This window comes from Arthrobacter glycogeni (assembly GCF_054511155.1).
This window is the reverse complement of the sequence record NZ_JBTNDE010000017.1, coordinates 1-25,324: the sequence shown is the minus strand read 5'-3', so window position 1 is coordinate 25,324 and position 25,324 is coordinate 1. Positions and strand designations below refer to the sequence as shown.

The window sequence follows — 25,324 nt, the reverse complement described above, 5'->3', positions numbered from 1 at the left end:
CCGCTGGTGCTCCAATGGCGGCGGTTACACTGTGGATATGTCGGCAACACACAGCGGAACACCAGCAGCCACCTTCCGGTCGCTCTGCAGGTCCTCGCCCTGGAAATGGGAGACCCTGCGCTTCGCTGTGGCCTGGCGCCGCCCCGAGGGAGATACCCGGCCGCTCAAGGCCTGGCTGCGTCGACCGGCGGCCCTCCGGGTTGAGGACGACGACGGTGTGCTCCTCCACAGCACCACCGGCACGGCAGGCTCACGGGACGCCCTCTATGTGAGCGCCACCCGGAAGTCCTGGCTGCTCGCGCCCCGGCTCATCACCCCGGTGTACAACGACGTCGGCTTCGTGCTCCGGCGACCGGATGCCGCATATGGTGAGCCAGCGTTCGGGGACCCGCGGTGGGCGGCGATGCTGGACCCGGTCGAGTTCGCCGGGGAGTCACCCGTCGCCTTTGAGACCCCTTTCGCCAACCGGGTGGAGCTGGAAAATGTTGTCGAGGAGACCTTCCAGGGCCGGCCGGTCCTCCGCGCGGTTGCCACCCCCAACCTCTCCTACAAGCCGTTCGCTCCCGGCCATCCCCTGATTGGACGCGGCCGCACCGAGGTCACCGTGGATGTGGGTACGGGCATCTGCGTGTCCACCCTTGCCCTGGACGGGCCGTTCGCCGGGGGCGGGCACTGGGTGCGCATCCTGGGGGTCGACGAGTATATGGTCGACGACCATTTCGTGGACTCCGGGATGGACCCGACCAACGTCGGCTCCCACATTCCGTGGAATGTGTCCTGACCCTCAGCGCACCGCCCCCAACCGCGACGCACCTAAATTTCGGCGCCCTCCAGAAGTTCGGTAACGAGCGCGGCGATGGGAGACCGCTCTGACCTGGTCAGGGTGATGTGACCGAACAGGGGGTGGCCTTTCAGTGTCTCGACCACTGCGGCGATCCCATCGTGGCGCCCCACCCGCAGGTTGTCGCGCTGGGCAACATCGTGGGTGAGCACGATCTTCGAGTTCTGGCCGATCCGGCTCATCACCGTGAGCAGCACGTTCTTCTCCAACGACTGGGCCTCGTCGACAATGACAAACGAATCGTGCAGGCTACGACCCCTGATGTGGGTCAGGGGCATCACCTCGAGCATCCCGCGATCCATTACCTCCTCCACCACTTCCTGCGACACCAGCGCCCCCAGTGTGTCAAAAACGGCCTGGGCCCACGGATTCATCTTCTCGCTCTCGCTGCCCGGGAGATAGCCGAGTTCCTGGCCGCCGACTGCGTAGAGCGGCCTGAAGACCACCACTTTCCGGTGCTCGCGACGTTCCAGGACGGCCTCCAGCCCGGCGCACAGCGCCAGCGCCGACTTCCCGGTGCCCGCACGGCCGCCCAGCGACACGATCCCCACCTCGGGGTCCATCAACAGGTCAATCGCCAGCCGCTGCTCGGCGGACCTGCCATGGAGTCCAAAGACGTCCCGGTCACCCCGCACCAGCCGCACCTGCTTGTCGGCCCCTACCCGGCCAAGTGCCGACCCCCGGAGGGAATGCATCACCAGACCGGTGTTGGCTGGCATTTCGGCGGCTTCAGGAAGGAACACCGGTTGGTGGTCGTACAACGCATTGACGTCGTCTTCGGCGACGTCGAGTTCGGCGACGCCGGTCCACCCCGAGTCCTTGACCAGTTCGTTGCGGTACTCGTCAGCCTTCAGGCCCATCGCCGACGCCTTGACCCGCATCGGCAGGTCCTTTGAGACCACCGTGACGTTCCGGCCCTCGTCCGAAAGATTCTTGGCGACGGCGAGGATCCGGGAGTCGTTGTCACCGCCCCTGAACCCGGGAGGTAGCACCGCCGGCGAAATGTGGTTCAGCTCGACCCGCAGCGTTCCGCCCTCTTCCCCGAGAGGGACCGCCCGGTTGAGCCCGTCGTGTTGCACCCGCAGGTCGTCGAGGAGACGCAACGCCTTGCGGGCGAAGTACCCCAACTCGGGGTCGTCACGTTTGGCCTCCAACTCGCTGATCACGATGATCGGCAGGATCACCTCATGCTCGGCGAACCGGGTGATGGCGAGCGGATCCGAAAGCAGAACCGACGTGTCGATGACGTAGCTCCGACTACCGAGGCTCTCGACAGACGAAAGGCCCGCCTCGGCAAGGATCACGTCGTCATCCGTGCTGGTGCGGGCCTCGTGGGTGGCTGTTGGGGGGAGGGTGTGGCCTGAGTCGAATGAACGCTGTGGTGTGTCAGATATGGCCATGTGGACTCCACTGGCGGGGCGTGCCGTCCCCGACTTGTGATGGTTGGGTAAGACAGTGAGGCCGCGAGGCCTGGCACGGCCTCCCCTGACGTCGCGCGGTGCTGGTCTGCACTGTTCGCTGCATCGGTAGCCTCCCGATCAGTCGGCATGGGTGCCTCCTGATGGAGTCGAGAATACGCCCGACGACCGCGTTGAGGGGACCCGGTGCGGCGTGTCGAAGAAGAATTCGCCGTTAACTTCTAGCCGCCGAAACGCCGCTGCCGCCGTCCGTAATCGCGCAGCGCGCGCAGGAAATCCACCCGGCGGAAATCGGGCCAGAGAGCCTCACAAAAGTAGAACTCGCTGTACGCGCTCTGCCACATGAGGAACCCCGACAGGCGTTGCTCGCCCGAGGTACGAATGACCAGGTCCGGGTCCGGTTGCCCGCGGGTGTACAGGAAAGAGGAGATCTGCTGGTCGGTGAGCCCTTCGGCGACGCCCTCGAGGGAACCGCCTTTCGACGCCGCTGCGCGCATCAATTCCTTGACCGCATCAACGATTTCCCGGCGCCCGCCGTAACCGACCGCGACGTTCACGTGGAGGCCGTCGATCCCCTTGGTGTGGGTGGCAAGGGAACACAGCTTGTCGGCCAGGTTGTCGGGCAACAATTCAAGGGCGCCCACCGGCTGTACCCTCACCCGGTTGCTTTCCCCCAACCGGTCGAGAGTATTGGCGATAATGTCGAGGAGCTGCTCAATTTCCTCCGGGGAACGGCCCATGTTGTCGGTGGACAGCATGTACAAGGTAACGACCTCGACGCCGAGCTCCTCGCACCAACCCAAAAATTCGTGAATCTTGTCGGCGCCAGCCTGATGTCCGTCCCGGGTGGGCGCGCCGGCCAGCTTAGCCCACCGCCGGTTGCCGTCGACCATCACGCCGATATGGTGGGGAATCCGGTCAGGGCTCAGGGACCGCTGGAGCCGGCGTTCATAGAAGTTGTAGGCGAATCCTGGGAACTTCACGGGGTGATTCACCTGTCCTCTTCCTCTGGTACTCCGGCTGCACCAGCTGGGGCGCCGGATAGGTCTACTCCTAAGGTACCGCCAAGGACCGGTTGCTCCGCCGACGGCGTCTGGGTGGTTCTCCCGTATCCCCGCCGGAGCCACGCTACCGGGCGGTAACTTGGGCCCAAAACCGACTAGAATTGGCGCATGACCTCGACCACGCCAAGCGCCCTGAAACCGAAGCTGCGCGGCTGGCTTCATGCAGGGGCGACACCGTTGGCACTGGCCGCCGGGATCGTGCTGATTGCGGTCGCGCCCACCGCCGCCGGCAAAATCACCTCGGCCATCTACGCACTCACCGGGGTGATGCTCTTTGGCACCAGCGCCGTGTATCACACGGGCACCTGGACTGACCGCACCAGGGTGGTCCTGAAGCGTCTTGACCACACCAACATCATGCTGGTGATCGCCGGCAGCTACACCCCGCTGGCATGGGCACTCCTGGAACCCGATAAGGCCGCGGTACTGCTCTGGGTGATTTGGTCCGGTGCGATTGCCGGAGTGCTCTTTCGGGTGCTTTGGGTCAATGCTCCACGCTGGCTCTATGTACCCGTCTACGTGGCCCTTGGCCTGGGTGCCCTGTTCTACCTCCCCGACTTTTTCGCCGCAAGCGCCGCCGCGACCGTCCTGATCTGTATTGGCGGCGCCCTTTACATAGCCGGAGCGGTCTTCTACGCACTGAAGCGCCCCAACTTCAGCGTGAACTGGTTCGGCTTCCACGAACTCTTTCACACCCTGACCATCGCGGCCTTCACCGTTCACTTCATCGCGATCATGATTGCCGTGCTCAACCCGCTCTCCTGAACCACCCTCAAAATCCTTGACCCGTGCCGCAGCACGCAGTAGATTGTTGATCAACCAGTTGGTTGATCAAAGGAAAAGTTGATTAGAATGGCTGCCGCGGACAATGCGCTTCTTGACAGAGCCTTCCTGGCTCTCGCCGACCCGGTCCGGCGCCGTATCATCGCCCACCTCAGCCGGGGCCCTGCCACGGTCAACGAACTGGCTGAACCCTTCGCAATCACCAAGCAGGCGGTCTCGAAGCATATCCAGGTCCTTGAACAGGCACAGCTGGTCACGCGTACCCGCGATGCGCAGCGCCGGCCCGTTCACCTGAACCCGGCTCGGCTTGAGGCGCTCACCGCGTGGATTGACCAGTACCGGTTGGTCCGTGAGGGTCAGTTCCGCAGCCTCGATGCCCTGCTGCACTTATCCGCCGCGGAGCGCGGCAACCAGGAACACCAGAGCCCCAAGGATTCATCATGAGTAACGCATGACACTCACCGTCCCGGACGCCGCCCCCTTCATCGACTTCGAGCGGGACTTCGACTTCCCCGTCGACCTCGTTTTTCAGGCCCACGCCCAGCCCCACCTGATCGGTCAGTGGCTCGGACCGCGCCGGAACACCATCGAGGTTGATCACTACGACTTCCGCACCGGCGGAAGCTACCAGTACAGGCACACAGGTCCGGACGGCGCCACATACACCTTCAGCGGCGTGTTTCACACCGTCAGGGAGAATGACTTCGCCATCCAGACCTTCGAATTCGGCGGGTACCCCGATGTGGTCAGCATCGAGTTCCTCACCTTCCAGGACCTAGGCAACGGCCGGTGCAGGCTGAGCGGCCATGCGGTCTACCCCACCCAGGAGGCACGGGACGGCATGGCGGCCTCAGGGATGGAGGGCGGGATGGCCGAGAGCTACGAACGGCTTGAAGAGTTGCTTTCCTCGATTGCCCCTAGCTGTATTGCCCTGAGTGGTTGGTAACGCTGCGGCTACAGTCGGGCTATCCGCAGCTGGTCAGTGGTTGGCCGGAGGAGACCCCGGGCCACTGCCGGAACCATTGGGCGCGCGATCGGCGGGGACACGACCGGCGTTGGGACGCGGGCTGGGGGCGCCGCCGTCGTTCGCCTGGCCCTGGGCGGCGTCCGCAGCGGCTGCCTCGTCCACCATTCCCTGGTAGCGCACCCGACGGATCCGCTTCGACATGTCGCGGATCAGGAAGATCACTGCCACCACCATCGCCAGCGTGAAGATGAACCCCCACAGACCAGGGGTCACCTGGCTGGGGTCCAGTCCCGGCCTGAGCCCGTCCTCCTGATTGGGGGCGGGGCTCACGGCGGACACCAGGTTGAGCAGGTAAGACACAATGCACCACTTTCAAAAGGAACGGCGGGCAGCGTGGCCCGCCCTCCCTATTCTATGCCAGCGAAGAAGTCGGTCTCGGGCAGTGTGGCCTCAACCCGGGCGTGAATAAGTGAGTAGTCTTCCCACGGCCAGACCTTCCGCTGCAGGTCCGCCGACACGGCGAAGAAGAACCCCTCCGGGTCCACCTGGGTGCGGTGGGACAGCAGGGCCCGATCGCGGTCTTCGAAGAACGCGCCGCACTCGATTTGGGTGGTGGTTTCGTGGGTTGGCGCTGGCGCCTGGTGGCCTTCAGAGTCGGCTTCCAGCCAGGCAGCAATCCGGGCGGCATACGGCGATTGCAGCCCGGCTTCCTCCAGCGCGTTGTGCAGGGCGTGGAACCGTTCAGGGTTGAAGGCGCGGTCGTAGTACAGCTTGGCCGGGGCCCAGGGCTCCCCGGTCCCCGGGTATCGCTCGGCGTCGCCCGCCGCGTGGTAGGCCTCGACAGCCACCTTGTGCGCCATGATGTGGTCGGGGTGGGGGTAGCCGCCGTTCTCGTCGTAGCTGAGGATCACGTGCGGGCGGAACTCGCGAATCAGTTTCACCAGGGGGGCGGCCGCGCGCTCCAGGGGCTGCAGGGCGAAACACCCGAAGGGTAGCGGCGGGAGCGGATCCCCCTCCGGCAAACCGGAGTCGGTGAAGCCCAGCCAGCGCTGGCGGACTCCCAGCGCCGTCGCGGCGCCCGCCATCTCCCGCCGGCGAAGGCCGGCCAGGTCCCGCAGCGCGTGCGGTTCGCCAGCGATCTTCTCGTTGAGAATGTCGCCACGTTCGCCGCCGGTGCAGGTGGCAACCAGGACATCGACACCGTCGGCCGCGTACCGCGCCATGGTGGCGGCGCCCTTGCTCGACTCATCGTCCGGGTGTGCGTGGACCGCCAGCAACCGGAATCCCTGGCCAAGAGTTGACGCGCTAAATGATGAGGTGTTTTCCGGGCTGGGCAACTACTGCTCCTGTGGTTTCGGCTGTCGCTTTAGGCAATAAAATCCGGCGGGGATAAAATGGTGTGCGATGGATACCAACCAACCGCCAGTCTCAAGAGTAGCCAATCGCTACGGCAGCCCCAAGCCGGGAATTCCGGGGCGGACAAGGAAGCGGATCATCTGGGCCGCCCTGGCCTTCGCTGTGGTTGCTACCGCCGTGTTCAGCCTGCAAACGGGTGTCCGCGACGTGACCGCCAAGGACGTCGGGTTCAGCATCCAGGACCCCGGCAATGCCACGGTGGACTTCGATGTCACCAAGGCGCCCGAGAGCACTGTGCAATGCGCCGTCCAGGTACTCAGCGAGACCTACGCTGTGGTCGGGTGGGATGTGGTGGAGATCGGCCCCAACGGCACCGATAAGGGGACCGACGGCGGACGGACCACCGCGCACCGGGCGCAGCTTCGCACCGAGTCCCAAGGTGTCTCCGGTGGGGTCGACGCCTGCTGGGTGCTCGAGGAGACCCCCTCGTCCTAGGACCCTCCCCAAGACCGGAACGTCTCGGTTTCACTACATTTAGGGCCCTACCCCCCTGCGCTCCCTTGGGATATGTCAGGCATCACGACTACACTGGGGGTAAGACGTTCGGCTCCCCCAACCGGTGATCAGCGGTGTATGTGGTCATCCCAGGGTGGAGCCTTTATTTGTTACTAAGCCTGCTTACAGCACCTTGTGCAGGCTGCCACCATGCCGGAACCACTGAGTTGACGGGTTTCGGACAGAGCTAAGGAGATGCCCGTGTCCACCAACAGTGCACCTGTCGCATGGCTTACCCAGGAGTCCTACGACCGCCTCAAAGCCGAACTGGAACAGTTGTCCGGTCCCGGCCGAACCGAGGTTGTCGCCCGCATTGAGCAGGCCCGGTCCGAGGGCGATCTTAAGGAAAACGGCGGCTACCACGCAGCCAAAGAGGAACAGGGCAAGTCCGAGGCACGCATCCGCCAACTGACAGCTCTTCTCGAAAGCGCCCATGTCGGTGAAGCCCCCGAAGACAACGGGATCGTCGAGCCCGGCATGCTGGTCCACGCCAAGATTGCCGGCGACGACGCCACGTTCCTACTCGGCAGCCGGGAGGTCGCCGGCGACACCGACATCGACGTCTACAGCGAGAAGTCTCCGCTGGGAGCAGCCATCCAGGGCAAGAAGTCGGGTGACAAGGTCACCTATACCGCCCCGAACGGCAAGTCGATCGACGTCGAGGTACTGTCAGCCACGCCGTACGTCGGTTAGCACACACTGTGGCGCGATTGCCGCGCCTATGACTGTCGACGGCGGTCCGTCCCATCCGGGACGGGCCGCCGTCTGAGTATCAGGGCGGCGAGGACTCCCCCCAGCGCTCCGAACAGGTGCGCCTGCCAGGACACGTTGGAGCCAACGCTGGGCAGGATCCCCCAGAGAATTGAGCCATACATCAGGAACAGCACGCCAGCCAGCAGGATCTGCCGGAAGCTACGGTTGTAGAATCCTCTGACAATCAGGTAGGCGAACAAGCCGAAGACCAGGCCCGAGGCACCGATGGTGAGTCCCCCGCCGAAGATCCACACCCCAATTCCCGAGGCAAGCCAGCTTGCGGCGACCGCCACCGCGAAGCGTCTGGTCCCCTCCAGGAAGGTCAGGAACCCGAGCACCAGCAGCGGCAGCGTGTTGCTCAGCAGGTGACCGAATCCCGCGTGCAGCAACGGCGCGAACACCACGCCGTCGAGCCCCGACAGCTCCCGCGGATCGATCCCCAACCAGCCGATCAGCCGGGCACCGGTCAGCAGATTGACCAGGTGGATGGCCCAGAGCAGTGCGGTGAACGCGCCGACCAGCAACAATCCTTTGCGGGCCCGTGCCGCAAGCATTGTCACCCCTCGATGACCATGGGCTGGAAGCCTTCGGCCCGCAGGTTGTTCAGGATGAGATGGCAGTGTTCCTCGCCTTTGGTTTCCATATTGATGGTGATGGCGACATCCCCCATGCTGATCGACCCACCCACCCGGGTGTGATCGACGCCGGTCACGTTGGCATCGGATTCTGCGATGATGCGGGAGATGGTGGCCAGCGAGCCCGGGCGATCGTCGAGGAGCATCCGCACCACCAGGTATCTGCCAGCCGCGGCGAGGCCGCGCTGAATGACCTTCAGCATCAGCATGGGATCAATGTTCCCGCCCGAGAGGATGACGGCTGTGTTACCCGGCGACGCACCATTCTCGGTCAGCTTGCCGTCCAGCAGGGCTGCCACGCCCACCGCACCAGCGGGTTCAACCACCATCTTCGAGCGTTCCAGCAGGAAGATCAAGGCCCGGGCCAGCGAATCCTCGGTGACGGTGACGACGTCGTCGACCAGTTCCTTGATGATCGAAAACGGGAGCTGGCCCGGCCGTCCGACGGCAATACCATCGGCGATGGTGGACACTTTGGTCAGCGGCACCAGCGCATCGGCCGCCAGCGACGGCGGGTAGGCCGCAGCGTTCTCGGCCTGCACGCCGATGATCCTGATTTCCCGGCCCAGTTCGCGGGCCCTGGCCTTGACGGCGACGGCGACGCCGGCCAGGAGTCCACCGCCGCCCACCCCCATCAGGATGGTGTCGACGTCGGGCACCTGCTCGAGGATTTCCAGGCCGATGGTCCCCTGTCCGGCCACCACGTCCACGTTGTCGAAGGGGTGCACAAACACGGTGCCGGTCTCCTCGGCGTACCGCTTGGCTTCGGCGAGCGCCTCATCCACGTTGTGGCCGTGCAGCACCACCTCGGCGCCGTGGCCGCGGGTTGCCGCCAGCTTGGGCAGGGCGACACCGAGCGGCATGTAGATGCGTGCCGTGATGCCCAGACGCGCCGCGGCGACGGCGACCCCCTGCGCGTGGTTACCGGCGGACGCGGCAACCACGCCCCGGGCTCGTTCGGCGTCGGAGAGCCGAGCCATGCGGACATAGGCGCCGCGGATCTTGAATGATCCTGCCCGTTGCAGGTTTTCGCATTTCAACGACACGTTCGCGCCGATGAGCCGCCCCAGGGCCCTCGACTCTTCGATGGGGGTGCGGGCGATGACGCCGTCCAGCAGTTTCTGTGCAGCCTGGACATCGTCGAGTGTCACCGCGAGATCAAGAAGATCAGTCACTGGTTGGCCTTTCGTGGTTCTTTACTGTGAGTGGTTTCCCACTGTCATACGGATCGGTGTGGGGTGAGCCGGTAGACGGTTCGGGGGTTCCATCGGGCGGGGGCGGCACACCACCCACCGCGGGATCGGTTTCCCAGGAGCGGGAGGCGATATACCGCACCACAGTGTTCACCACGGCAAGCAGCGGCACCGAAAAAAGTGCACCCGGGATGCCCGCGACGAGTGTCCCGCCGGCGACGGCGAGCACGACCGCCAGGGGATGCAGCGACACCGCAGGGCCCATGATCAACGGTTGCAGGACGTGCCCCTCAAGTTGCTGCACCGCGAGGACAATGACCAGCATGATCAGCGCATTCACCCAGCCGTTGGCCACCAGAGCCAGCAGGACAGCAACCAGGCCAGTGAACAGGGCTCCCACAATGGGGATAAAGGATCCGAGGAACACCAGGACACCGAGCGGCAGCGCCAGGGGAACGCCGATCAGGGCAGCGCCGGCGCCAATGCCCACCGCGTCCACGAAGGCGACGAGCATCTGCACGCGCACGTAGTTCGCCATGGAGGACCAGCCGCGACGGCCGGCACCGTCGACGGCCGTTCGGGCGTCGCGGGGCATCAGGCCGACGACGAAACGCCAGATCCGCTCACCTTCCAGCAGGAAAAAGATCAGAGCGAAAACGGTCAGCAGCGCGCCCGCCCCGAAGCTCCCCGCGCTGCTCCCCAGAGAAATTACCCCGGTGACAATGGTGCCACTGTTGTTTTGGACGGCGGCGGCACCCTCGTCAATGAACTGGTCGATCTGGATGGTCGTGAGTCCCAGCGGCCCATCGTGCAGCCAACCCTGGACCTGCTGGATCCCCTCGACCGCCTCATCCCAGAGGTCAGCGAACCCGAGCGCCAGCTGTCGTCCGGCGAGCGTCGCCATCGAGCCCACCACACCGAGGAACACCACAACAGTGACGGCGACGGCCAGACCGTTGGGAATCTTTGCCTTCCTGAGCAGGTCCATCACGGGCAGCAGCAGGCTCGCCAGCAGGCCGGCCAGGAGGAGGGGAATGATCAGGAGCGAAATGTGGCCGAGCAACCAGATCAGCCCCCCGGCGACCAGGAGGATCAGGCCGACCCGCCAGGCCCACGCAGCCGACAGGCTCAACGCGTACGGGACGTTCCGGGCCAGCGCGTGCCGTGACGCCTGGTCGGGGGCATCCTGACGTACGTCCTGGGGCTTCCGCTGCGCGGGGCGAATCATCCTGCAATCTTTCCACACGTTACTGACCAAACGACATTGACTCAACGACGCCGGATGACCGGCCCGGGACCCCGTCAGCGGTTCGCCCTAGTGATCACCGCAATTTTCGGATATGTTTGAAACTGTTAGAAAACGTCACTTTGGGAAGGAATTCATGCTTGCCGCTGAACGGCGCGACGCGATCGTGAGCGAATTAGTGTCCAAATATTCTGTTCGCGTCTCCTGGCTTGCCAACCTGTTGGGAGTGTCGGAAATGACGATCCGCCGCGACATCGATGCGCTCGACGCGATGGGCGCGCTGATCCGGGTGCATGGCGGTGCAACCCGGTCACCTGCGTCCAGCGCACTTGAACCGGGATTCTCAGCCAATCTGGATCTGCATTCGGCGGCGAAGAAGCTGATCGCACGAAGGGCCAGCCAGCTGATCCGACCCGGGATGACCATCGCCCTCACGGGCGGCACTACCGTGTACCAGCTCGCTGCCCTCCTGCCGGAGCGTGGCCCATTGACCGTGCTGACCAATTCCCTGCCGGTGGCCGAGTTACTGCACGGCCTGACCGTTGACGCCGCCCCTGGACGGCCGAGCGGGATCACCGTACTCCTCACCGGCGGTGAACGATCGCCGTCGGAGGCCCTGGTGGGGCCGCTCGCCACGGCCACGGTCCGCAGCCTCAACGTTGACATCTGCTTCATGGGCGTCCACGGGATCCATCCCGACGCCGGGATCACCACCCCAAATCTGGCCGAGGCGGACACCAACCGCGCCTTCGCGCAGCACTGCGCGCGACTGGTGGTGCTGGCCGACGCCACCAAGGTAGGAGTGATCAGCCTTGCGCGGATCGCTGACCTGGCCGAGCTCAACTGCATCGTCACCGACGGTTCACCAGCGGTCCATCCCACAGACGACGTGGACGACATGGACGACGCCGACGCCGGCGACGCAGACCTCGTTGATCCCCTCGCCGAGCTGGCCTTGCACACCACCCTGATCACCCCCGACACCGCTCCAGCCAAGGAAACCCACCCATGACCCTGGTTACTCCCACCCGACTCTCCGATGGTCGTGAACTGATCTATTTCGACGCGACGGACACGTCCGCTGCCCTGCACCGGGACCCGGCCGCTGTCGCCGATACCCGGGGGCTGCCGGCGCGTGGCGGCACCGGCGACGCCCGCTTCGACGCCCTCACCGGTGAGTGGGTGGCAGTCGCGGCGCACCGCCAGTCCCGGACGCATCTGCCACCGGCGGACCAATGCCCCCTGTGCCCCACCACCGAGCGCAACCAGTCGGAGATCCCGGCGCCGGACTATGAGGTGGTGGTGTTCGAGAACCGTTTCTCATCGTTCGGTCCATCCCTCGGCGGGCTACCGGAGGCCGCGGGGTGGGGCACCACTGCTCCCGCGTACGGGCGCTGCGAGGTGGTGGCGTTCGACGCCGCCCACGAGGGTTCCTTCGGGTCCCTCACCCCGGACCGGGCGAGGACCGTCGTCGATGCGTGGGCGCACCGGACGGAGGCTCTCTCGGCGCTCGACGGGATCCGGCAGGTCTTCTGTTTTGAGAACCGGGGCGAGGACATCGGCGTCACACTCCTGCACCCACACGGGCAGATCTACGCCTATCCCTTCATCCCGCCCCGCTCCGCCGTGATGGCGAGGGCAGCGCGGGCGCATTACGACGCCGTCGACGGGCGGGAAACGCTGCTGGCGGGGATGCTGGGAGCCGAGCGGGAGTCCGGCGAGCGCATGATCCTTGAGGGCGAACATTTCAGCGCGTATGTGCCCTTCGCCGCCCGCTGGCCGCTGGAGGTCCACCTGGTGCCGCACCGCCAGGTTGCTGACCTCGCGGGCCTGGCCGACGATGAACGCGATGAACTGACTACTATTTACCTGGATCTATTGGGGCGGGTTGACCGGCTCTATTCCACCCCTACCCCCTACATTGCGGCCTGGCATCAGGCACCACTTGACGCGACTTTGCGCCCTGCGAGCCGGCTTCACCTGCAGCTGACCTCCCCGCGCCGGGCCGAGGACAAGCTCAAGTTCCTCGCGGGATCCGAGGCCGCCATGGGCGCCTTCATCAACGACACCACGCCCGAACAGGTGGCGGCTAACCTCCGCAACGCCGTCGGATCAACAACCGCCGTCGGATCAACAACCGCCAGCGAACCAACAACAGAGGACACCCCATGACGCCCCCCGTACCACCGCCGGTAACCGATCTTGTAGCAGCCTTCACTGGGCGGTTCGGCAGCGACCCGGTGGGGGTCTGGTCGGCGCCCGGCCGGGTGAACCTGATCGGGGAGCACACCGACTACAACTTGGGCTTCGTGCTGCCCTTTGCCATCAACCAGTCAACACGCGTCGCCGCGGCCCGCCGGACGGATCGGACGGTCCGGGTGTCGTCGACCTTCAGCGGCGGCGACGACGTAACGGTCGAGCTCGACGGGCTGCGCCCGGGCAGCGTCGACGGCTGGGCAGCCTACCCGGTGGGGGTCCTGTGGGCGCTGGAGCAGGCGGGGCATCGGCTGCCCGGGCTGGACCTGCTGATCGACTCGAGCGTCCCGGTGGGCGCCGGCCTGTCCTCGTCGGCTGCCATCGAGTGCGCCGTCGCCGTGGCAGCCAACGATTTGGCGGGTGCCGGGCTGTCGGCGCCCGAGCTGGCGTCGGTGGGTCAGCGCGCCGAGAACGAGATGGTCGGAGCGCCGACCGGGGTGATGGACCAGTCCGCGTCACTGCTCGGCCGCTCCGGGCACGCGGTGTTCCTTGATTGCCGCAGCCTTAAGGCCCAGCTGGTGCCACTCCCCCTCGCCGAGACGGGACTGACCCTCCTGGTCATTGATACGCGGGTCAGCCATTCGCATTCAACCGGCGGCTACGCCGACCGGCGCGGATCCTGCGAGCGGGGAGCCGAACTGATGGGGGTGGCCTCGCTGCGTGAGTTACGGGTAGCGGACCTTGCGGAGGCCGCCGGGACTCTCGACGAGGAGACGTTCCGTCGCGTCCGGCACGTGGTGACCGAGAATGCGCGGGTCGAGGACATGGTGGAGCTGCTGGCCGCCAAAGGCCCGACGGCGATTGGGCAGCTGCTCGACGCCAGCCACTCATCGATGCGGGACGACTTCGAAATCTCCTGCCCTGAGCTCGACCGTGCAGTCGAGTCGGCCCGGAGTAACGGTGCCCTGGGGGCACGGATGACCGGGGGTGGATTCGGCGGTGCAGCGATTGCGCTGACACCCAACGACGACGTCGACCGCGTCACGGCCGCCGTACAGGATGCCTTCGCCGCTGCCGGATTCACCGCCCCGTCGATCTTCTCCGTGCTGCCAGCCGACGGCGCCGGACGGATCGCCTGAACACCCGGGTTCACCAAAAGGACGGCGCCCGCAGCAATCGCTGCGGGCGCCGTCCTTTTGGTGCGGCTATTTTGGGTGCTGCCGGGAGGCTAGTCGTTGCCGCGCATGATGGCGATGACGCGGATGAACTCGACGTACAGCCAGACCAAGGTGACGGTGAGGCCGAAGGCCGCAGTCCACGAGTATTTCTGGGGTGCACCATTACGCACACCGACGCTGATCGAGGTGAAGTCGATGACCAGCGAGAAGGCGGCGAGGCCGATTGCGAAGATCCCGATGACCAGTCCGAAGGGAATGTCAGTACCAGGAATGGTCGCGCCGCGCAGGCCCCACGGGTCCTGGCTCACACCGAACAGCATCAGGCCGAGGTTGATCAGGCTGAACGCGGCGTAGCCGATGATCGCGATCATGAAAATCTTCATCGCCTTCGGTGTCGCCCGTACCTTGCCGCTCCTGAACAGGACCAGGGTGACGGCGAAGACGGTCAGCGTGCCGAGCAGCGCCTGCAGGGCGATGTTGGGATACATCGCCTCAAGGAACATGGTCAGCCCACCGAGGAACAGGCCCTCAAGGAACGCGTAGCCGAGGATCAGCACGGGGACCGGCTCGCGCTTGAACGAGTTGACCAGGCCAAGGACGAACCCGCCGATCATGCCGACGACCATCAGTGGCATGGCGAGACCCGGGAGCAGGAAGGCCGGAACAGCCGCACCCAGCAGGACCACGCCGATAGACAGGACCGTCTTGACGATGACGTCGTCGAAGGTCATCCGTCCCATCTGTGAAGGGCCAGCTGACGGCTGGTTGTACAGGTCTTCCATCTGGGTGGTGCTCAGGGCGCTCTGGCCAGCGAGTGCCGTTGCACCGTACGCTGCAGAACCATTGCCTGCCGGGTTGTCGCCACGCGCAGCGGAACGGAAGTTCTTTCCGTTGAATACCGGGTTACCGCCAAGTGCCATGTTAACTAGTCCTCCAATGGGGGATGAATGTACATTTAACCTTACCAATCCCAACGCCCGCTGGGGCATTTTGTTCCCGCACGGCACAACGCCCCACGGCAGTCGTTACCCAATCGCTACCCGCCCGTAGCGATTTGGGCTCCAGGCGAAACGCTGCACGGGTAACATGAACTCACACTCGGTGACATGTGTCACAAGCCGTCCTTACTCCGCCGGAACGCCGGCGGGGTAGCCCATAGTGAGGTTCACAACTTGATAACCCGACCGACGCCTGCGTGGATCAGGAGGCTGCTGGTTTTCACGACCGGCCTCATAGCCATCCTGCTGCTCAGCGCCCCCGCAGCCCAGGGCTACCACCCAGGGACACCCGCCACCTCCCCTGGTGCGCTGGCATCGTCCTCACTTCCCGCCGGCCAGGTCGTGGCCCAGGAGTTCACGGACCGGATCAGTGGTGTTCTCAGGAACGCCGACGGACCCCTTCCGGACGTCACCATTTCGGTGACGGGTAACGGCTTCGAGGGTGAGGCCACCTCCGCCGCCAATGGATCCTGGTCGGTCGGCGTCCCGGAACAGGGCGCCTACGAGGTTACGCTCGTCAAGGAGACTCTTCCCGAGGGCACAACCCTGGCCGAGGGACAAGCCAACCCCCGAACAGTCACCTTCTCCGGTACCTCCAATGTGACGACGCTGTTCCTGTTTGGCGAGGGAATTGTCACGAATACCACCAGCTTCTGGGACACCCTTGCCGAGCGGACCCTTGCCGGCCTCAGTTTCGGCCTGCTCCTCGCGCTGAGCGCCGTCGGATTGTCCCTGATTTTCGGTACCACCGGACTGACCAACTTCGCCCACGGCGAGATGGTCACCTTCGGTGCCGTCGTCGCCTTCGGGTTCGCCGCCCTGGGGTTGCCCATCTTCGTTGCCATACCGCTGGCGGTGGTTGCTGGCGCACTTCTCGGCTGGGTACAGGACGCCGGCCTGTGGAAGCCGCTGCGACGCCGCGGTACCGGGTTGGTCCCCATGATGATCGTCAGCATTGGACTCGCGCTGGCCCTTCGGTACATCATCCAGTTCAACTTCGGTGGCGCGACCCAGCAGCTACCTGGCGCCCAAAGCGCACGCCTCGACTTCGGCCCGGTCTCCATCTCACAAAACAACCTCAATTCGCTGCTGATCTCACTGGTGATCATCCTGCTCGTCGGGTTCCTCCTGCTGCGCACCCGCATCGGTAAGGCCACCCGAGCCGTCTCGGATAACCCTGCCCTCGCGGCCGCGTCGGGTATTGATGTGGACCGAGTGATTCGAATCGTCTGGATGGTCGGCGGTGCCCTGGCTGCGCTCGGAGGCATCCTCTGGGCGTACTACCGTCCCGGTGTCTCGTTCAACATGGGTCAGCAGATCCTGTTGCTCATCTTCGCCGGCGTCGTCCTCGGCGGACTCGGCACCGTGTTCGGCGCCCTCATCGGGTCCATCATTGTGGGACTGTTCGTTGAAATCTCCACCATTTGGCTGGAGGCCGACCTCAAATATGTGGGTGCGCTTCTGATCATGATTCTGGTTCTTCTGTTCCGGCCGCAGGGTATCCTGGGCCGCAAAGAGCGCGTCGGTTAGGGGCTCACACCATGGATTTCGGAAATATTCTTGCACTCGCCTTCGGCGAAATGATCAGCCCCACCACCGCCGCCTATGCACTGGCCGCCCTCGGTCTGGCCGTCCACTTTGGCTACTCTGGCCTATTGAACTTTGGCCAGGCCGGCTTCATGGCGGTCGGCGCCTACGGCTACGCCATCTCGACGCTCACGTTCAACGCCCCCTTGCCGGTCGCCGTCCTGGTGGCGCTCACAGCCTCCGTGCTGTTCGCTCTCCTCCTGGGTATCCCCACTCTTCGACTGCGCGCCGACTATCTAGCGATCGTCACCATTGCCGCAGCAGAGATCGTGAGATATATCGTGACCACCAACGGACTCACCGATGTCACTGGGTCAGCCAACGGACTAGCCAACTTCGAGAATGGCTTCTTCGGGTTGAACCCGCTGGCTCCGGGATCCTACAATGTGGGGCCCATCGCGATGAATGAGCGTGACCTCTGGATCAGGATCGTGGGCTGGACCGTTGTAGCCCTCGCCTGCCTGACCGTCTGGTTGCTCATGCGCAGCCCGTGGGGACGGGTTCTCAAGGGCATCAGGGAGGACGAGAACGCCGTCCGTGCCCTGGGCAAGAACGTCTACGCCTACAAAATGCAGGCCCTGGTCATCGGTGGCCTGCTCGGTTCCCTGGCCGGTATGATCTTCACGCTCCCCCGCGGTGCCGTGCAACCTGCTAACTACGCCACCGAGCTGACCTTTTTCCTCTATACCTGCCTCCTGCTAGGTGGCATGGCAACCGTTCTCGGCCCAGTGGTCGGCGCGATGATCTTCTGGGTGGTGCTGTCGCTAACTCAGGGGCTGTTGTACGGAGCAATCGAAATTGGAGCCATTACCTTCCTGTCCAACGTGCAGGCCGGTCAGCTGCGGTACATCCTTGTTGGTGTTGCCCTGATGCTGCTCATGGTGTTCAGACCCCAGGGCGTCCTGGGTAACAAGAAGGAGCTGGCGTTCGCATGACCGAACCACAGGAAACGCAGCCGAATACCGCCGGAGACCCGCGTCCCCCCAAGCACAGCGCGGCTGTCGCAGCGAGGTCGGCGGAAGCTGTCAGCGGAGCTGCCACATCGGTTGACTACATGACTGATTCACGCGACATCGCCGCTGGTGAGACGGGTCCCGGCTGCAAGAAAAGGGATCCGATTCTGGTGGCCGAGAAAGTCACGCGAAGCTTCGGCGGCATGAACGCCGTCGACGTCGAATATCTGGAAGTGCCCCGCAACAAGATCACCGCACTGATCGGCCCCAACGGCGCAGGAAAGACGACCCTGTTCAACCTGCTGACCGGGTTCGACACACCCAACAGTGGGCAGTGGCGGTTCGACGACCACAGCATCGCTGGTGTGCCGCCCTACAAGGTGGCGCGGATGGGAATGGTCCGCACCTTCCAGCTCACCAAGGTGATGGGCAAGCTGAGCGTCATGGAAAACATGCGCCTCGGCGCCACGAAGCAGCCTGGCGAGAGCCTGGCGCGCGCCCTCTTCAAAGGGATGTGGGGTAAGCGGGAGAAGGAAATCACCGAACAGGCGGACGTCCTGCTCACGAAGTTCAAACTCGACGCCAAGAAGGACGACTACGCGGCGTCGCTATCCGGCGGTCAACGCAAACTGCTCGAAATGGCGCGGGCCCTGATGGTCAAGCCAGTCCTTGTCATGCTCGATGAACCGATGGCCGGCGTGAATCCGGCTCTCACCCAGTCGTTGCTGGACCACATCAAGAATCTCAAAGCCGAAGGCATGACAGTGCTGTTCGTCGAGCACGATATGCACATGGTCCGTCACATCGCCGACTGGGTGGTGGTGATGGCTGAGGGGAAGATTGTCGCCGAAGGACCGCCAGAGGTGGTCATGAAGGACAAAGCGGTGATTGATGCCTATCTCGGTGCCCATCACGACGTCGACCTCGGGGATTCGAAGGGCGTGGAGCTGCTTGAGGTTGAGCTTGCCCAGGATGAAGATTCCGTCGTTGGGACCGCCGATGCCGGAATCCTCGCCAGTCCCGGCGGTAGCCAGCCGGAGATGGGGCAGGCGGGCACCACCACAACGGAAACCAGCGGACCGGATACCGCGCCTGACAATAGGGAGACCCGACCATGAGCGAGGACAACAGTACGTCGGTGGTCAAGGTCACCGACCTGGTGGCCGGCTACCTACCGGGCGTCAACATTCTCAACGGGTGCAGCATCGAAGCCCGCTCGGGTGAGCTGATCGGCATTATTGGACCCAACGGGGCCGGCAAGTCCACCCTGTTGAAGGCCATGTTCGGCTTGGTGAAGGTGCATTCCGGCACAGTAGTGGTCAGGGATAAGGACATCACCGGGTTGAAAGCCAACAAGCTGGTCAGCCAGGGGGTTGGGTTTGTCCCCCAGAATAATAATGTGTTCGCCTCGCTGACCATCGAGGAGAACCTTGAGATGGGCATGTACCAGCGCCCGAAGGACTTCAAGAAGCGGTTCGAGTTCGTCGCCGACCTGTTCCCCGAACTGGGGAAGAGGCGGGCGCAGCGGGCCGGGTCGCTCTCCGGTGGCGAACGCCAAATGGTGGCGATGGGCCGTGCGCTCATGATGGACCCAGCGGTTCTCCTGCTTGATGAGCCCTCAGCCGGTCTGTCTCCGGTGAAGCAGGATGAAACCTTCCTGCGCGTCCATGAGATCAACCGCGCCGGGGTATCGGTGATCATGGTCGAACAGAACGCCCGCCGCTGCCTCCAGATCTGCGACCGGGCGTACGTGCTCGATCAGGGCAAGGACGCGTACACGGGGACTGGCCGTGAGCTCATGAAGGATCCGAAGGTGATCCAGTTGTACCTGGGCACCCTCGCCGACACCGCCTAGCAGGCGGTCGATACCGTACAACGCCCGGCTGGGAATCCAGCCGGGCGTTGCACGGTGGCGCGCGTCTTAGCTCGGGTCAGTCCCCGACCACCGCTATCCTCGCCAAGGTGTGAGATCAGGCGACCTAGAGCGACATAGAGCCCTCCAGACCCGCCGGAGCTCACTTCTCGGCGCAGCAAAACGGCCGCTGCACCCCCCAAACAATTCGGGAGGTACAGCGACCGTTTGTGGTGCGAGTGTGGTGCCGGTTTGATCGGTTGAACTGACTAGCCGGCTTAGAGCTTTCCTGTTTCTGAACGGCTCGGCTGCGGGACGTTGTCCCCGTCGAATGCGTAGATCCCGATGAACGCTTCGGTAGGATCTCCATTTTCGTCGAAGCTAATCGGGCCGGAGATACCGTCGTAGTCAATATCCTCACCGTCGCGCAGCAGGGTCACGCAGGCCGCGAAGTCAAAGCACTTTTCGCCATCCTGTGACACTGCCTGCAACTCGGCAGCGATGGCCTTGCCGTCGGTCGAGCCCGCTGCTTCAGCCCCCAATGCCATCAAGTTGACGGTGTCGTAGCTTTCGCCTGCGTAGCTCCAACTGGTAAGCGCGGGATCAATCTCAAGCAGTGCCTTCTGGAAGGCGTCACCGGTGAACGGGCCGGGAATCGTACCCTGGGCTCCCTCGAGCGTGCCCGGATCCAGGTCCTCGCTAAAGTCGCTGGTGTTGCCGTCAACGAAGAACATGGTTGTCGGATCCACACCTTGCGCGGTGAGCAGTGGAACAATACTGGCGGCCTGGTCGAAGCTGATGACAACTATGGCGTCCGGGTCAGCGGCTACCACCGCGTCAACCTGGCTGCTGAACTGTGAATCGCCCTCGTTGAACATCTCGTTGGCGACCACCTGACCGCCGGCGCTTTCGACCGCGTCTGTGACGAACCCCTGCAGTCCGGTGCCGTAGGCGTCGTTGAGGACAATCATGCCCACGGTCTGGGCTCCGCATTCCATGATGTAGTTGCCGAGGATGCCTCCCTGCAGGATATCCGCCGGTGCCGTTCGCCAGTACAGTCCGTCGTCGTCCCAGTCAGTGAAGTCTGGGGCAGTGTTCGCCGGGGACATCTGGATGACACCAGCGCCGGTGATCTGGTTGATCACGGTGCGTGAAACACCGGACGAAGCGGCACCGATGATGCCGCTGACGTCCTGCGACAGCAGGTCGGTGACGGACTGGGTGGCGATGTCGGTGGTGGTGTCACCGGAGTCACGGTGGACGATTTCGGCGTCCTTGCCGAGCACACCGCCCGCCTCGTTGATCTCCTTGATCGCAAGGTTTGTGCCGGCGATCTCGGGTGGGCCGAGGAACGCGAGCGCACCCGTGGTAGGGAGCAACGTTCCCAGCACCAGCGGAGTGTCGGAAACTGTGGTGGCCTCTGGGACAGCGGACGGGTCCCCCTTCGGGTTGGCCTCGGGCGCTTCGCCGCCCTGGCTCTCCGGGCAGCTAAGCCCAGATGCGGCGGGTGCGGTTGAACTTTCGCCGCCGTCTCCTTCAGGAGTCGATCCGCCGCAGGCAGATGCGAAGAGCGCGATGCCCAGTCCCAGGGCGGCGACCTTCGCCGCGCGCGGTGCATTGTCCCCAATGCCGAGCCGCACGAAGTTGCGTGTTGCAGTCATGTATGTTTTCTCCTCGACCGAAAGGCATTATGGGCCTTTGATGCGATCACCAGGTGTTCCTGGTATGTAGAAAAGCTAATGCAAAAATGTGTCGAAACTAAGCAAATACGGTCACATCCTTGTAACGCTCGCCACAGGAAGGCTCCCGCACCCTTTCCGATAGGTCCCGGGACCGCTAATCTGCCCACCATATGACCTCCCGCGGGGATCACCCGGCCCGCCACCATCAAGCGCTACTCGCCAACTCAGGGCAGGCGCAGGTACGCGGTGGGCCGACAGCTAGCCGTCGAGGATGCCAGCGCTGTCTTGACGGGCGCCGGCTCCCAGGTGCAGGCAGTCAAGAGACCACTTCACCGTTCGACGTCCGGTGCTGGGCAGAGCCGCTCCGCCGGGTTGCCCGGGTGACAGCAGAACCACACCGGGGTAGCCGTCAATGAGTTCCCACAGAACGTTCAGGCCGTCGTCGTCCAGCTCGGTGTCGATCCTGTTGAGCACAAGCAGGGGCGGTGAGGCGAGGGACGCCCGGGCCAGGACCAGCCGGGCCCGTTCCGAAACGGTCAGCGGCTCGCCCCCGCGCCGCAGTTGAGTACGGTAGCCCTTGGGCAAGGCGTCAATGGTGTCCGCTATGCCGACGCGTTCCAGCGCGCGTCGCCCTTCATCAGGGTGCAGGTCAGGCCTGCGATACCGGACAGCGCGTTCGACCGTTCCCCGCTCCAGATAGGAGCCCGCAGCGGCGTAGCCCACCAGCTGGCGTTTCTCCTCGGGGTGCGCGGACAAGAGATCCATGCCGTCGACGCACACAGCAACTGCCTCCTCTTGCCGCAAACCCAGCAGAGCCGCGAAGACGGCGTCGACGCGGGCCGGGTCGGTCGCTTCGACGACAACCAGGTCCCCTGGCACGGCACGCAAAGTCGGAGCTGCGCAGACACCACATGACAGCGGACCGACGACGGAGACGACACCCTCTCCCCTGGGAAGAGCCTGCGGCAGCTGCCGCACAATGTTCACTGTCTTGCCAGCCGGTATCTGGCCCCGGTCCAGCTCCTTGACATTGCTCAGTGCCGGGACCAGTATCCGGCGCGCAGCTTTGAAGTTCTGCCGGTACTCGACCACGCGTCCCAGATCGCTGACAGGTGCGGACATCAGACCCACGATGGTCAGCGCGCCGGCGATCGTGGCCGTGTCAATCGATTGCCATACGCCGACGATGCCGACCCCCGCAACGGCGATTGCTGCCGCAGCCGCGGCGGAACCACGGATGCAGCCGGTAATCCGCGAACGGTCGACGGCCGCGTCTACGACCTCCTGACCGGCCTTGCCAATCCGGCGCAGCTCACGCCTCTCCCCGCTTGCCGCCTTGATGGCTGGCGCCGCCGCAACGGTATCCGCAAGCAGCGACGCGAGCCGCCCTCGCTTGCGTCGGACGATTTTCGCTCGGTCAAACGCCGTATGTGCGAGGATCACCATGACCCCCGCCAGGATTGTCAGGGGGATCAAAGCGGCAAGGGCGAGGACAGGGCTGAGGAGCCCCAGACCCAAGGCTGACCCCAAAATCATGGGAATGCCGACTGCCAACGGCGCTATTCCAAGAGCCACCCAGTTGCGCACACTGGTGAGATCATTGGTGGCCCGGGCGATCGTGATGCCGGCAGGCGGGGGCTTCTCGGCGGTAAGAGCGGCGTCGACGAGTTTGAGCCTGATCTGCTGAATGTAACTCTGACCGAGACGCTCAGCCAATACGCGTTCAACCGATCGGAGAACACCGATCCCGCAGGCCACGGTGATGAGACCAGTTCCCGCGAGGAATGCCGCTAGGGGGTCAGCGCCCCCTCCGAGCAGCATCGTCATGAAAATGGCAGTCAGCCCGGCCAGTGCCGCCATCAGCAGGCCCGTGCCGATGAGCAGGGCCAGAATGCCTCTTCGATCCCGCTCCACAAGTTTCGGTAGCCGCGCCGAAACCCGGCCGGCTTTGCTTCCGGCACTCACGATGTCTGCGCCGCGGTGGGCTGCACCACCCGAACGATGCTCCGCGCAACCTCAGCCTGACAGAGATCGAAAGTTTTGATGACCGGGACGTCGAGTACCGAGGCGGCTTCCCCTGCTGCCATCGGGGAGGCGGTGAGCAGCCCGGACACAGCGGCGACCTTCACACCGCTCTCGCGCAGTATCCGGACGCCCGCTGTCGCTCCGAGTGCGTCGGCTGCGGAAAACAGGACATGATCGACAATGCCCTGAAATATGGGGTCCGCGAGCAGCCGCGCCGTCTCGCCCTGATACACGCCATCGGCGATCTCAACGACGACGACGTCGGTCTCTTCAGTACTCAACTGTGCAACCAGCCTGGAGAGCAGGCTGCGCACCTCCGTGTACTCAAGCCTGAACGTCGTCGGGTAGCCGAAGTCAGTGAAATCGAGGACCAGGCGGGCCCCAGCGTCGGTGAACAGCCGGGGGTCGTTCCCCGATCCCGTACCCGTCGCCTTGCCAGCTGATACGCGCAGTCCAGCGTTGTTCAGACCGTTCACGAGGCAGCCGAGAGTAGTGGACTTCCCCGAGTTCATCGACGTACCGAGTACCGCGACAACGGTAGGTTTCCTGACACCAGACGGCGCGGGGGGTACCTCGGCCGGTGCAAAGTCTCTCAAGTTAAGAACACCCTCGGTTGTCGCGAGTAACCCAATAGGGAGGATGATGGTGGCCTCCTTCATCCCGGCGTGCTGCTCAAGAACCCTTCCGGCAACGCCGCCCCCCGCGACGAGCTGGCATTCGCCAAGATCCCGCGGGACCTCGGCAAGGAACTGGTCTGGCGCGTATCGGTTGCCGTAAGCGACGAGGATTTCATCCCCCACAAACATTGCCTGACGGCGTGAGACCGGGCTTTCCAGTTTGAGGTGTGACCCGAGCTCCACTACACGCGCCAGAACGATGTCCCCCGGACGGGGAACATCCTGGCGGAGCAGGTACCCGCTCGCGTCCTCATCCAGCGACGCGGACAGGAAGCGCGTCGTGTAGGCCCTCTTCGCTTGCTGCAACCGCTCGGCGTCAACCGGAATTGCGAAGTCATTACCTGTACCTTCCAACTTTTTTGCCACCCCCACCGAGGGCGCTACGTTCGATTCTCTTCCCAGCTCTCTGACCGATTCCTCGGTCAGAACGGTGGGCGACTCGGAGGTACTCAGACTTACTGGCTCAACAATCGAACTCATGATGAAGCTCCTTAGCGGGAGGTAGGAGGGGTGGCAGTCACTCCAGTAAAGAATGCTAAGAAAAGATGATCATGAGACACAGATGAGAGTCTTCTTATCTGCATTTCATGAGAAGTTCACTTACCTGGCGCCGGGTAGTCGACCCAGCAGAGGGCGGTTCACCGGTAGACGGCAAGAACAGTGAGCGGTGCCCCAGGTCAGACTCGAACTGACACTGAACAGATTTTAAGTCTGGTGCCTCTGCCATTGGGCTACTGGGGCGCTGACGGGCTGAATCGTCTACCTCAGAATACGTGATCGCGGGCGAGAGCGTGATCCAGACGCCACAGCGAGGCCCCCGCCACACCGCCAAAGGCGCGTGAACGGCTCGGCGACAGCGAATGTCCCTTTGAGCGGCGCCAGCGCCGTTTAGGGCCTTGATCAGGAATAGTCACCCCACGATAGATCCGGGGGCAGCACGCCGCTCTCAGACGCGGGGTCGAACCCCAAGCGGCAATAGAACCGTTGGTCGCAAGCAACGCGATAGACGTTTTACCAAGCATTTCATCGCGCGTGATGGTCTCCCTCCTGAGGGCGGCGCCAATCCCCCCGGCATTGCACCTCGGGATACGCCCCGATGGGACCTAGCCCAAGGGAGGGCTCAGACCCCATCCACAGATCAGCTCAAGATCGGCGGTCGTCTCCGGTCGAATCGAAGGGACAGGTTTGTCCCAGTTCAGGCCATGTAGGCGGAACTTCACCTTAGAAGGGTGGTGGGGTTTCTGGTGGTGGTTTTGGTGGTGGTGTGGGTGGTGGGTTGGGTTTGGTGGTGTAGGTTTCCCCGGCGGGGGAGATCGCGATGATCGTCCCGGGTTCGGGTTGGGTGTACTGCCAGAAACCCTCCGT

General features: G+C 64.1%; 24 protein-coding genes and 1 tRNA gene. 13 read left to right on the top strand and 12 right to left on the bottom strand.

Translation table 11 applies throughout. The features are described from left to right. Positions 1-37: 37 nt before the first annotated feature. Complete coding sequence (locus ACX80O_RS12315; RefSeq protein WP_459304962.1) at positions 38-781, top strand: hypothetical protein; 744 nt, start codon at positions 38-40, stop codon at positions 779-781. Between the two features lie 32 nt (positions 782-813). Here the strand turns inward: ACX80O_RS12315 and phoH2 are convergent, their stop codons facing one another. Continuing rightward, positions 814-2,241, bottom strand: a complete 1,428-nt coding sequence (gene phoH2 / locus ACX80O_RS12310; RefSeq protein WP_459333622.1) for an RNA 5'-3' helicase PhoH2 — start codon at positions 2,239-2,241, stop codon at positions 814-816. 239 nt (positions 2,242-2,480) lie between these two features. Beyond that, positions 2,481-3,242 carry an isoprenyl transferase gene (locus ACX80O_RS12305; protein WP_459305335.1) on the bottom strand — a complete coding sequence of 254 codons (762 nt, stop codon included), beginning with the start codon at positions 3,240-3,242 and terminating at the stop codon, positions 2,481-2,483. Positions 3,243-3,431: 189 nt separating this feature from the next. Here ACX80O_RS12305 and trhA point away from each other — a divergent pair, with 189 nt between their 5' ends. The 3 genes from trhA to ACX80O_RS12290 all read left to right on the top strand — a co-directional run bounded on the left by trhA (position 3,432) and on the right by ACX80O_RS12290 (position 5,052). Continuing rightward, entirely contained in the window at positions 3,432-4,088 is a 657-nt protein-coding gene (gene trhA / locus ACX80O_RS12300) for a PAQR family membrane homeostasis protein TrhA (RefSeq protein WP_459304964.1), read from the top strand. Positions 4,089-4,175: 87 nt separating this feature from the next. Next, the gene (locus ACX80O_RS12295) at positions 4,176-4,550 is read left to right on the top strand and encodes an ArsR/SmtB family transcription factor (protein ID WP_459304965.1); all 375 of its coding nucleotides are present in this window, start codon (positions 4,176-4,178) and stop codon (positions 4,548-4,550) included. 7 nt (positions 4,551-4,557) lie between these two features. After that, positions 4,558-5,052: an SRPBCC family protein gene (locus ACX80O_RS12290; RefSeq protein WP_459333621.1), complete on the top strand. Its 495-nt coding sequence runs from the start codon at positions 4,558-4,560 to the stop codon at positions 5,050-5,052. A gap of 33 nt (positions 5,053-5,085) precedes the next feature. Here ACX80O_RS12290 and ACX80O_RS12285 read toward each other — a convergent pair whose 3' ends face one another. Both ACX80O_RS12285 and mca read right to left on the bottom strand, forming a co-directional pair. Beyond that, complete coding sequence (locus ACX80O_RS12285; protein ID WP_459304967.1) at positions 5,086-5,433, bottom strand: hypothetical protein; 348 nt, start codon at positions 5,431-5,433, stop codon at positions 5,086-5,088. 47 nt (positions 5,434-5,480) lie between these two features. Beyond that, positions 5,481-6,410 (bottom strand): mycothiol conjugate amidase Mca, encoded by a 930-nt coding sequence (mca, locus tag ACX80O_RS12280; RefSeq protein ID WP_459304968.1) that lies wholly within the window; start codon positions 6,408-6,410, stop codon positions 5,481-5,483. 67 nt (positions 6,411-6,477) lie between these two features. On the opposite strand from mca, the gene ACX80O_RS12275 reads away from it, so the two are divergent. Together ACX80O_RS12275 and greA are read left to right on the top strand one after the other, a co-directional pair. After that, positions 6,478-6,924, top strand: a complete 447-nt coding sequence (locus ACX80O_RS12275) for a DUF4307 domain-containing protein (protein ID WP_459304969.1) — start codon at positions 6,478-6,480, stop codon at positions 6,922-6,924. A 261-nt stretch (positions 6,925-7,185) separates the two neighbouring features. Next, positions 7,186-7,677, top strand: a complete 492-nt coding sequence (gene greA / locus ACX80O_RS12270) for a transcription elongation factor GreA (RefSeq protein WP_459333620.1) — start codon at positions 7,186-7,188, stop codon at positions 7,675-7,677. Between the two features lie 26 nt (positions 7,678-7,703). Here greA and ACX80O_RS12265 read toward each other — a convergent pair whose 3' ends face one another. The 3 genes from ACX80O_RS12265 to ACX80O_RS12255 are packed head-to-tail and all read right to left on the bottom strand — an operon-like array spanning position 7,704 to position 10,793. Beyond that, positions 7,704-8,291, bottom strand: a complete 588-nt coding sequence (locus tag ACX80O_RS12265; protein ID WP_459333619.1) for a rhomboid family intramembrane serine protease — start codon at positions 8,289-8,291, stop codon at positions 7,704-7,706. A gap of 2 nt (positions 8,292-8,293) precedes the next feature. Beyond that, a complete protein-coding gene (ilvA, locus tag ACX80O_RS12260; RefSeq protein ID WP_459304971.1) occupies positions 8,294-9,547 on the bottom strand; it encodes a threonine ammonia-lyase in 1,254 nt (417 codons plus the stop codon). Next, on the bottom strand, positions 9,540-10,793 hold the full coding sequence (locus tag ACX80O_RS12255; protein WP_459304972.1) for an AI-2E family transporter: 1,254 nt from the start codon (positions 10,791-10,793) through the stop codon (positions 9,540-9,542). The genes ilvA and ACX80O_RS12255 overlap by 8 nt, the downstream gene beginning before the upstream one ends. 154 nt (positions 10,794-10,947) lie before the next feature. Here ACX80O_RS12255 and ACX80O_RS12250 point away from each other — a divergent pair, with 154 nt between their 5' ends. The 3 genes from ACX80O_RS12250 to galK are packed head-to-tail and all read left to right on the top strand — an operon-like array spanning position 10,948 to position 14,146. Then, positions 10,948-11,823, top strand: a complete 876-nt coding sequence (locus ACX80O_RS12250; RefSeq protein ID WP_459333618.1) for a DeoR/GlpR family DNA-binding transcription regulator — start codon at positions 10,948-10,950, stop codon at positions 11,821-11,823. After that, complete coding sequence (gene galT / locus ACX80O_RS12245; RefSeq protein WP_459333617.1) at positions 11,820-12,983, top strand: galactose-1-phosphate uridylyltransferase; 1,164 nt, start codon at positions 11,820-11,822, stop codon at positions 12,981-12,983. The genes ACX80O_RS12250 and galT overlap by 4 nt, the downstream gene beginning before the upstream one ends. Beyond that, positions 12,980-14,146: a galactokinase gene (galK, locus tag ACX80O_RS12240; protein ID WP_459333616.1), complete on the top strand. Its 1,167-nt coding sequence runs from the start codon at positions 12,980-12,982 to the stop codon at positions 14,144-14,146. The genes galT and galK overlap by 4 nt, the downstream gene beginning before the upstream one ends. Positions 14,147-14,235: 89 nt before the next feature. Here the strand turns inward: galK and ACX80O_RS12235 are convergent, their stop codons facing one another. Continuing rightward, positions 14,236-15,105, bottom strand: coding sequence for a Bax inhibitor-1/YccA family protein (locus tag ACX80O_RS12235; RefSeq protein ID WP_459333615.1), 870 nt, complete (start codon positions 15,103-15,105; stop codon positions 14,236-14,238). A gap of 252 nt (positions 15,106-15,357) precedes the next feature. On the opposite strand from ACX80O_RS12235, the gene ACX80O_RS12230 reads away from it, so the two are divergent. The 4 genes from ACX80O_RS12230 (at position 15,358) to ACX80O_RS12215 (ending at position 19,578) form a co-directional block, all read left to right on the top strand. Next, positions 15,358-16,713, top strand: a complete 1,356-nt coding sequence (locus ACX80O_RS12230; protein ID WP_459333614.1) for a branched-chain amino acid ABC transporter permease — start codon at positions 15,358-15,360, stop codon at positions 16,711-16,713. 11 nt (positions 16,714-16,724) lie between these two features. Beyond that, positions 16,725-17,705 carry a branched-chain amino acid ABC transporter permease gene (locus tag ACX80O_RS12225; protein WP_459304978.1) on the top strand — a complete coding sequence of 327 codons (981 nt, stop codon included), beginning with the start codon at positions 16,725-16,727 and terminating at the stop codon, positions 17,703-17,705. A 119-nt stretch (positions 17,706-17,824) separates the two neighbouring features. Further along, positions 17,825-18,841: an ABC transporter ATP-binding protein gene (locus tag ACX80O_RS12220; protein ID WP_459333646.1), complete on the top strand. Its 1,017-nt coding sequence runs from the start codon at positions 17,825-17,827 to the stop codon at positions 18,839-18,841. Continuing rightward, positions 18,838-19,578 (top strand): ABC transporter ATP-binding protein, encoded by a 741-nt coding sequence (locus ACX80O_RS12215; RefSeq protein ID WP_171586476.1) that lies wholly within the window; start codon positions 18,838-18,840, stop codon positions 19,576-19,578. The genes ACX80O_RS12220 and ACX80O_RS12215 overlap by 4 nt, the downstream gene beginning before the upstream one ends. A gap of 275 nt (positions 19,579-19,853) precedes the next feature. Here the strand turns inward: ACX80O_RS12215 and ACX80O_RS12210 are convergent, their stop codons facing one another. From ACX80O_RS12210 to ACX80O_RS12195, 4 genes are all read right to left on the bottom strand, one after another. Further along, the gene (locus tag ACX80O_RS12210) at positions 19,854-21,236 is read right to left on the bottom strand and encodes an ABC transporter substrate-binding protein (protein ID WP_459304980.1); all 1,383 of its coding nucleotides are present in this window, start codon (positions 21,234-21,236) and stop codon (positions 19,854-19,856) included. A 279-nt stretch (positions 21,237-21,515) separates the two neighbouring features. Next, the gene (locus ACX80O_RS12205) at positions 21,516-23,222 is read right to left on the bottom strand and encodes an ABC transporter transmembrane domain-containing protein (protein WP_459333613.1); all 1,707 of its coding nucleotides are present in this window, start codon (positions 23,220-23,222) and stop codon (positions 21,516-21,518) included. Next, on the bottom strand, positions 23,219-24,439 hold the full coding sequence (locus ACX80O_RS12200; RefSeq protein WP_459333612.1) for a DUF1611 domain-containing protein: 1,221 nt from the start codon (positions 24,437-24,439) through the stop codon (positions 23,219-23,221). The genes ACX80O_RS12205 and ACX80O_RS12200 overlap by 4 nt, the downstream gene beginning before the upstream one ends. Before the next feature lie 188 nt (positions 24,440-24,627). Further along, a tRNA-Leu gene (locus tag ACX80O_RS12195) sits at positions 24,628-24,700 on the bottom strand. Positions 24,701-25,324: the final 624 nt, after the last annotated feature.

Excerpts from the sequence above, each read along its gene's own strand:
- ACX80O_RS12315 (WP_459304962.1), top strand. The coding sequence starts at position 38 with ATGTCGGCAACACACAGCGGAACACCAGCAGCCACCTTCCGGTCGCTC.
- phoH2 (WP_459333622.1), bottom strand. The coding sequence starts at position 2,241 with ATGGCCATATCTGACACACCACAGCGTTCATTCGACTCAGGCCACACC.
- trhA (WP_459304964.1), top strand. The coding sequence starts at position 3,432 with ATGACCTCGACCACGCCAAGCGCCCTGAAACCGAAGCTGCGCGGCTGG.
- ACX80O_RS12295 (WP_459304965.1), top strand. The coding sequence starts at position 4,176 with ATGGCTGCCGCGGACAATGCGCTTCTTGACAGAGCCTTCCTGGCTCTC.
- ACX80O_RS12290 (WP_459333621.1), top strand. The coding sequence starts at position 4,558 with ATGACACTCACCGTCCCGGACGCCGCCCCCTTCATCGACTTCGAGCGG.
- ACX80O_RS12275 (WP_459304969.1), top strand. The coding sequence starts at position 6,478 with ATGGATACCAACCAACCGCCAGTCTCAAGAGTAGCCAATCGCTACGGC.
- ACX80O_RS12265 (WP_459333619.1), bottom strand. The coding sequence starts at position 8,291 with ATGCTTGCGGCACGGGCCCGCAAAGGATTGTTGCTGGTCGGCGCGTTC.
- ACX80O_RS12255 (WP_459304972.1), bottom strand. The coding sequence starts at position 10,793 with ATGATTCGCCCCGCGCAGCGGAAGCCCCAGGACGTACGTCAGGATGCC.
- ACX80O_RS12250 (WP_459333618.1), top strand. The coding sequence starts at position 10,948 with ATGCTTGCCGCTGAACGGCGCGACGCGATCGTGAGCGAATTAGTGTCC.
- galT (WP_459333617.1), top strand. The coding sequence starts at position 11,820 with ATGACCCTGGTTACTCCCACCCGACTCTCCGATGGTCGTGAACTGATC.
- galK (WP_459333616.1), top strand. The coding sequence starts at position 12,980 with ATGACGCCCCCCGTACCACCGCCGGTAACCGATCTTGTAGCAGCCTTC.
- ACX80O_RS12235 (WP_459333615.1), bottom strand. The coding sequence starts at position 15,105 with ATGGCACTTGGCGGTAACCCGGTATTCAACGGAAAGAACTTCCGTTCC.
- ACX80O_RS12225 (WP_459304978.1), top strand. The coding sequence starts at position 16,725 with ATGGATTTCGGAAATATTCTTGCACTCGCCTTCGGCGAAATGATCAGC.
- ACX80O_RS12220 (WP_459333646.1), top strand. The coding sequence starts at position 17,825 with ATGACTGATTCACGCGACATCGCCGCTGGTGAGACGGGTCCCGGCTGC.
- ACX80O_RS12215 (WP_171586476.1), top strand. The coding sequence starts at position 18,838 with ATGAGCGAGGACAACAGTACGTCGGTGGTCAAGGTCACCGACCTGGTG.
- ACX80O_RS12210 (WP_459304980.1), bottom strand. The coding sequence starts at position 21,236 with ATGACTGCAACACGCAACTTCGTGCGGCTCGGCATTGGGGACAATGCA.
- ACX80O_RS12200 (WP_459333612.1), bottom strand. The coding sequence starts at position 24,439 with ATGAGTTCGATTGTTGAGCCAGTAAGTCTGAGTACCTCCGAGTCGCCC.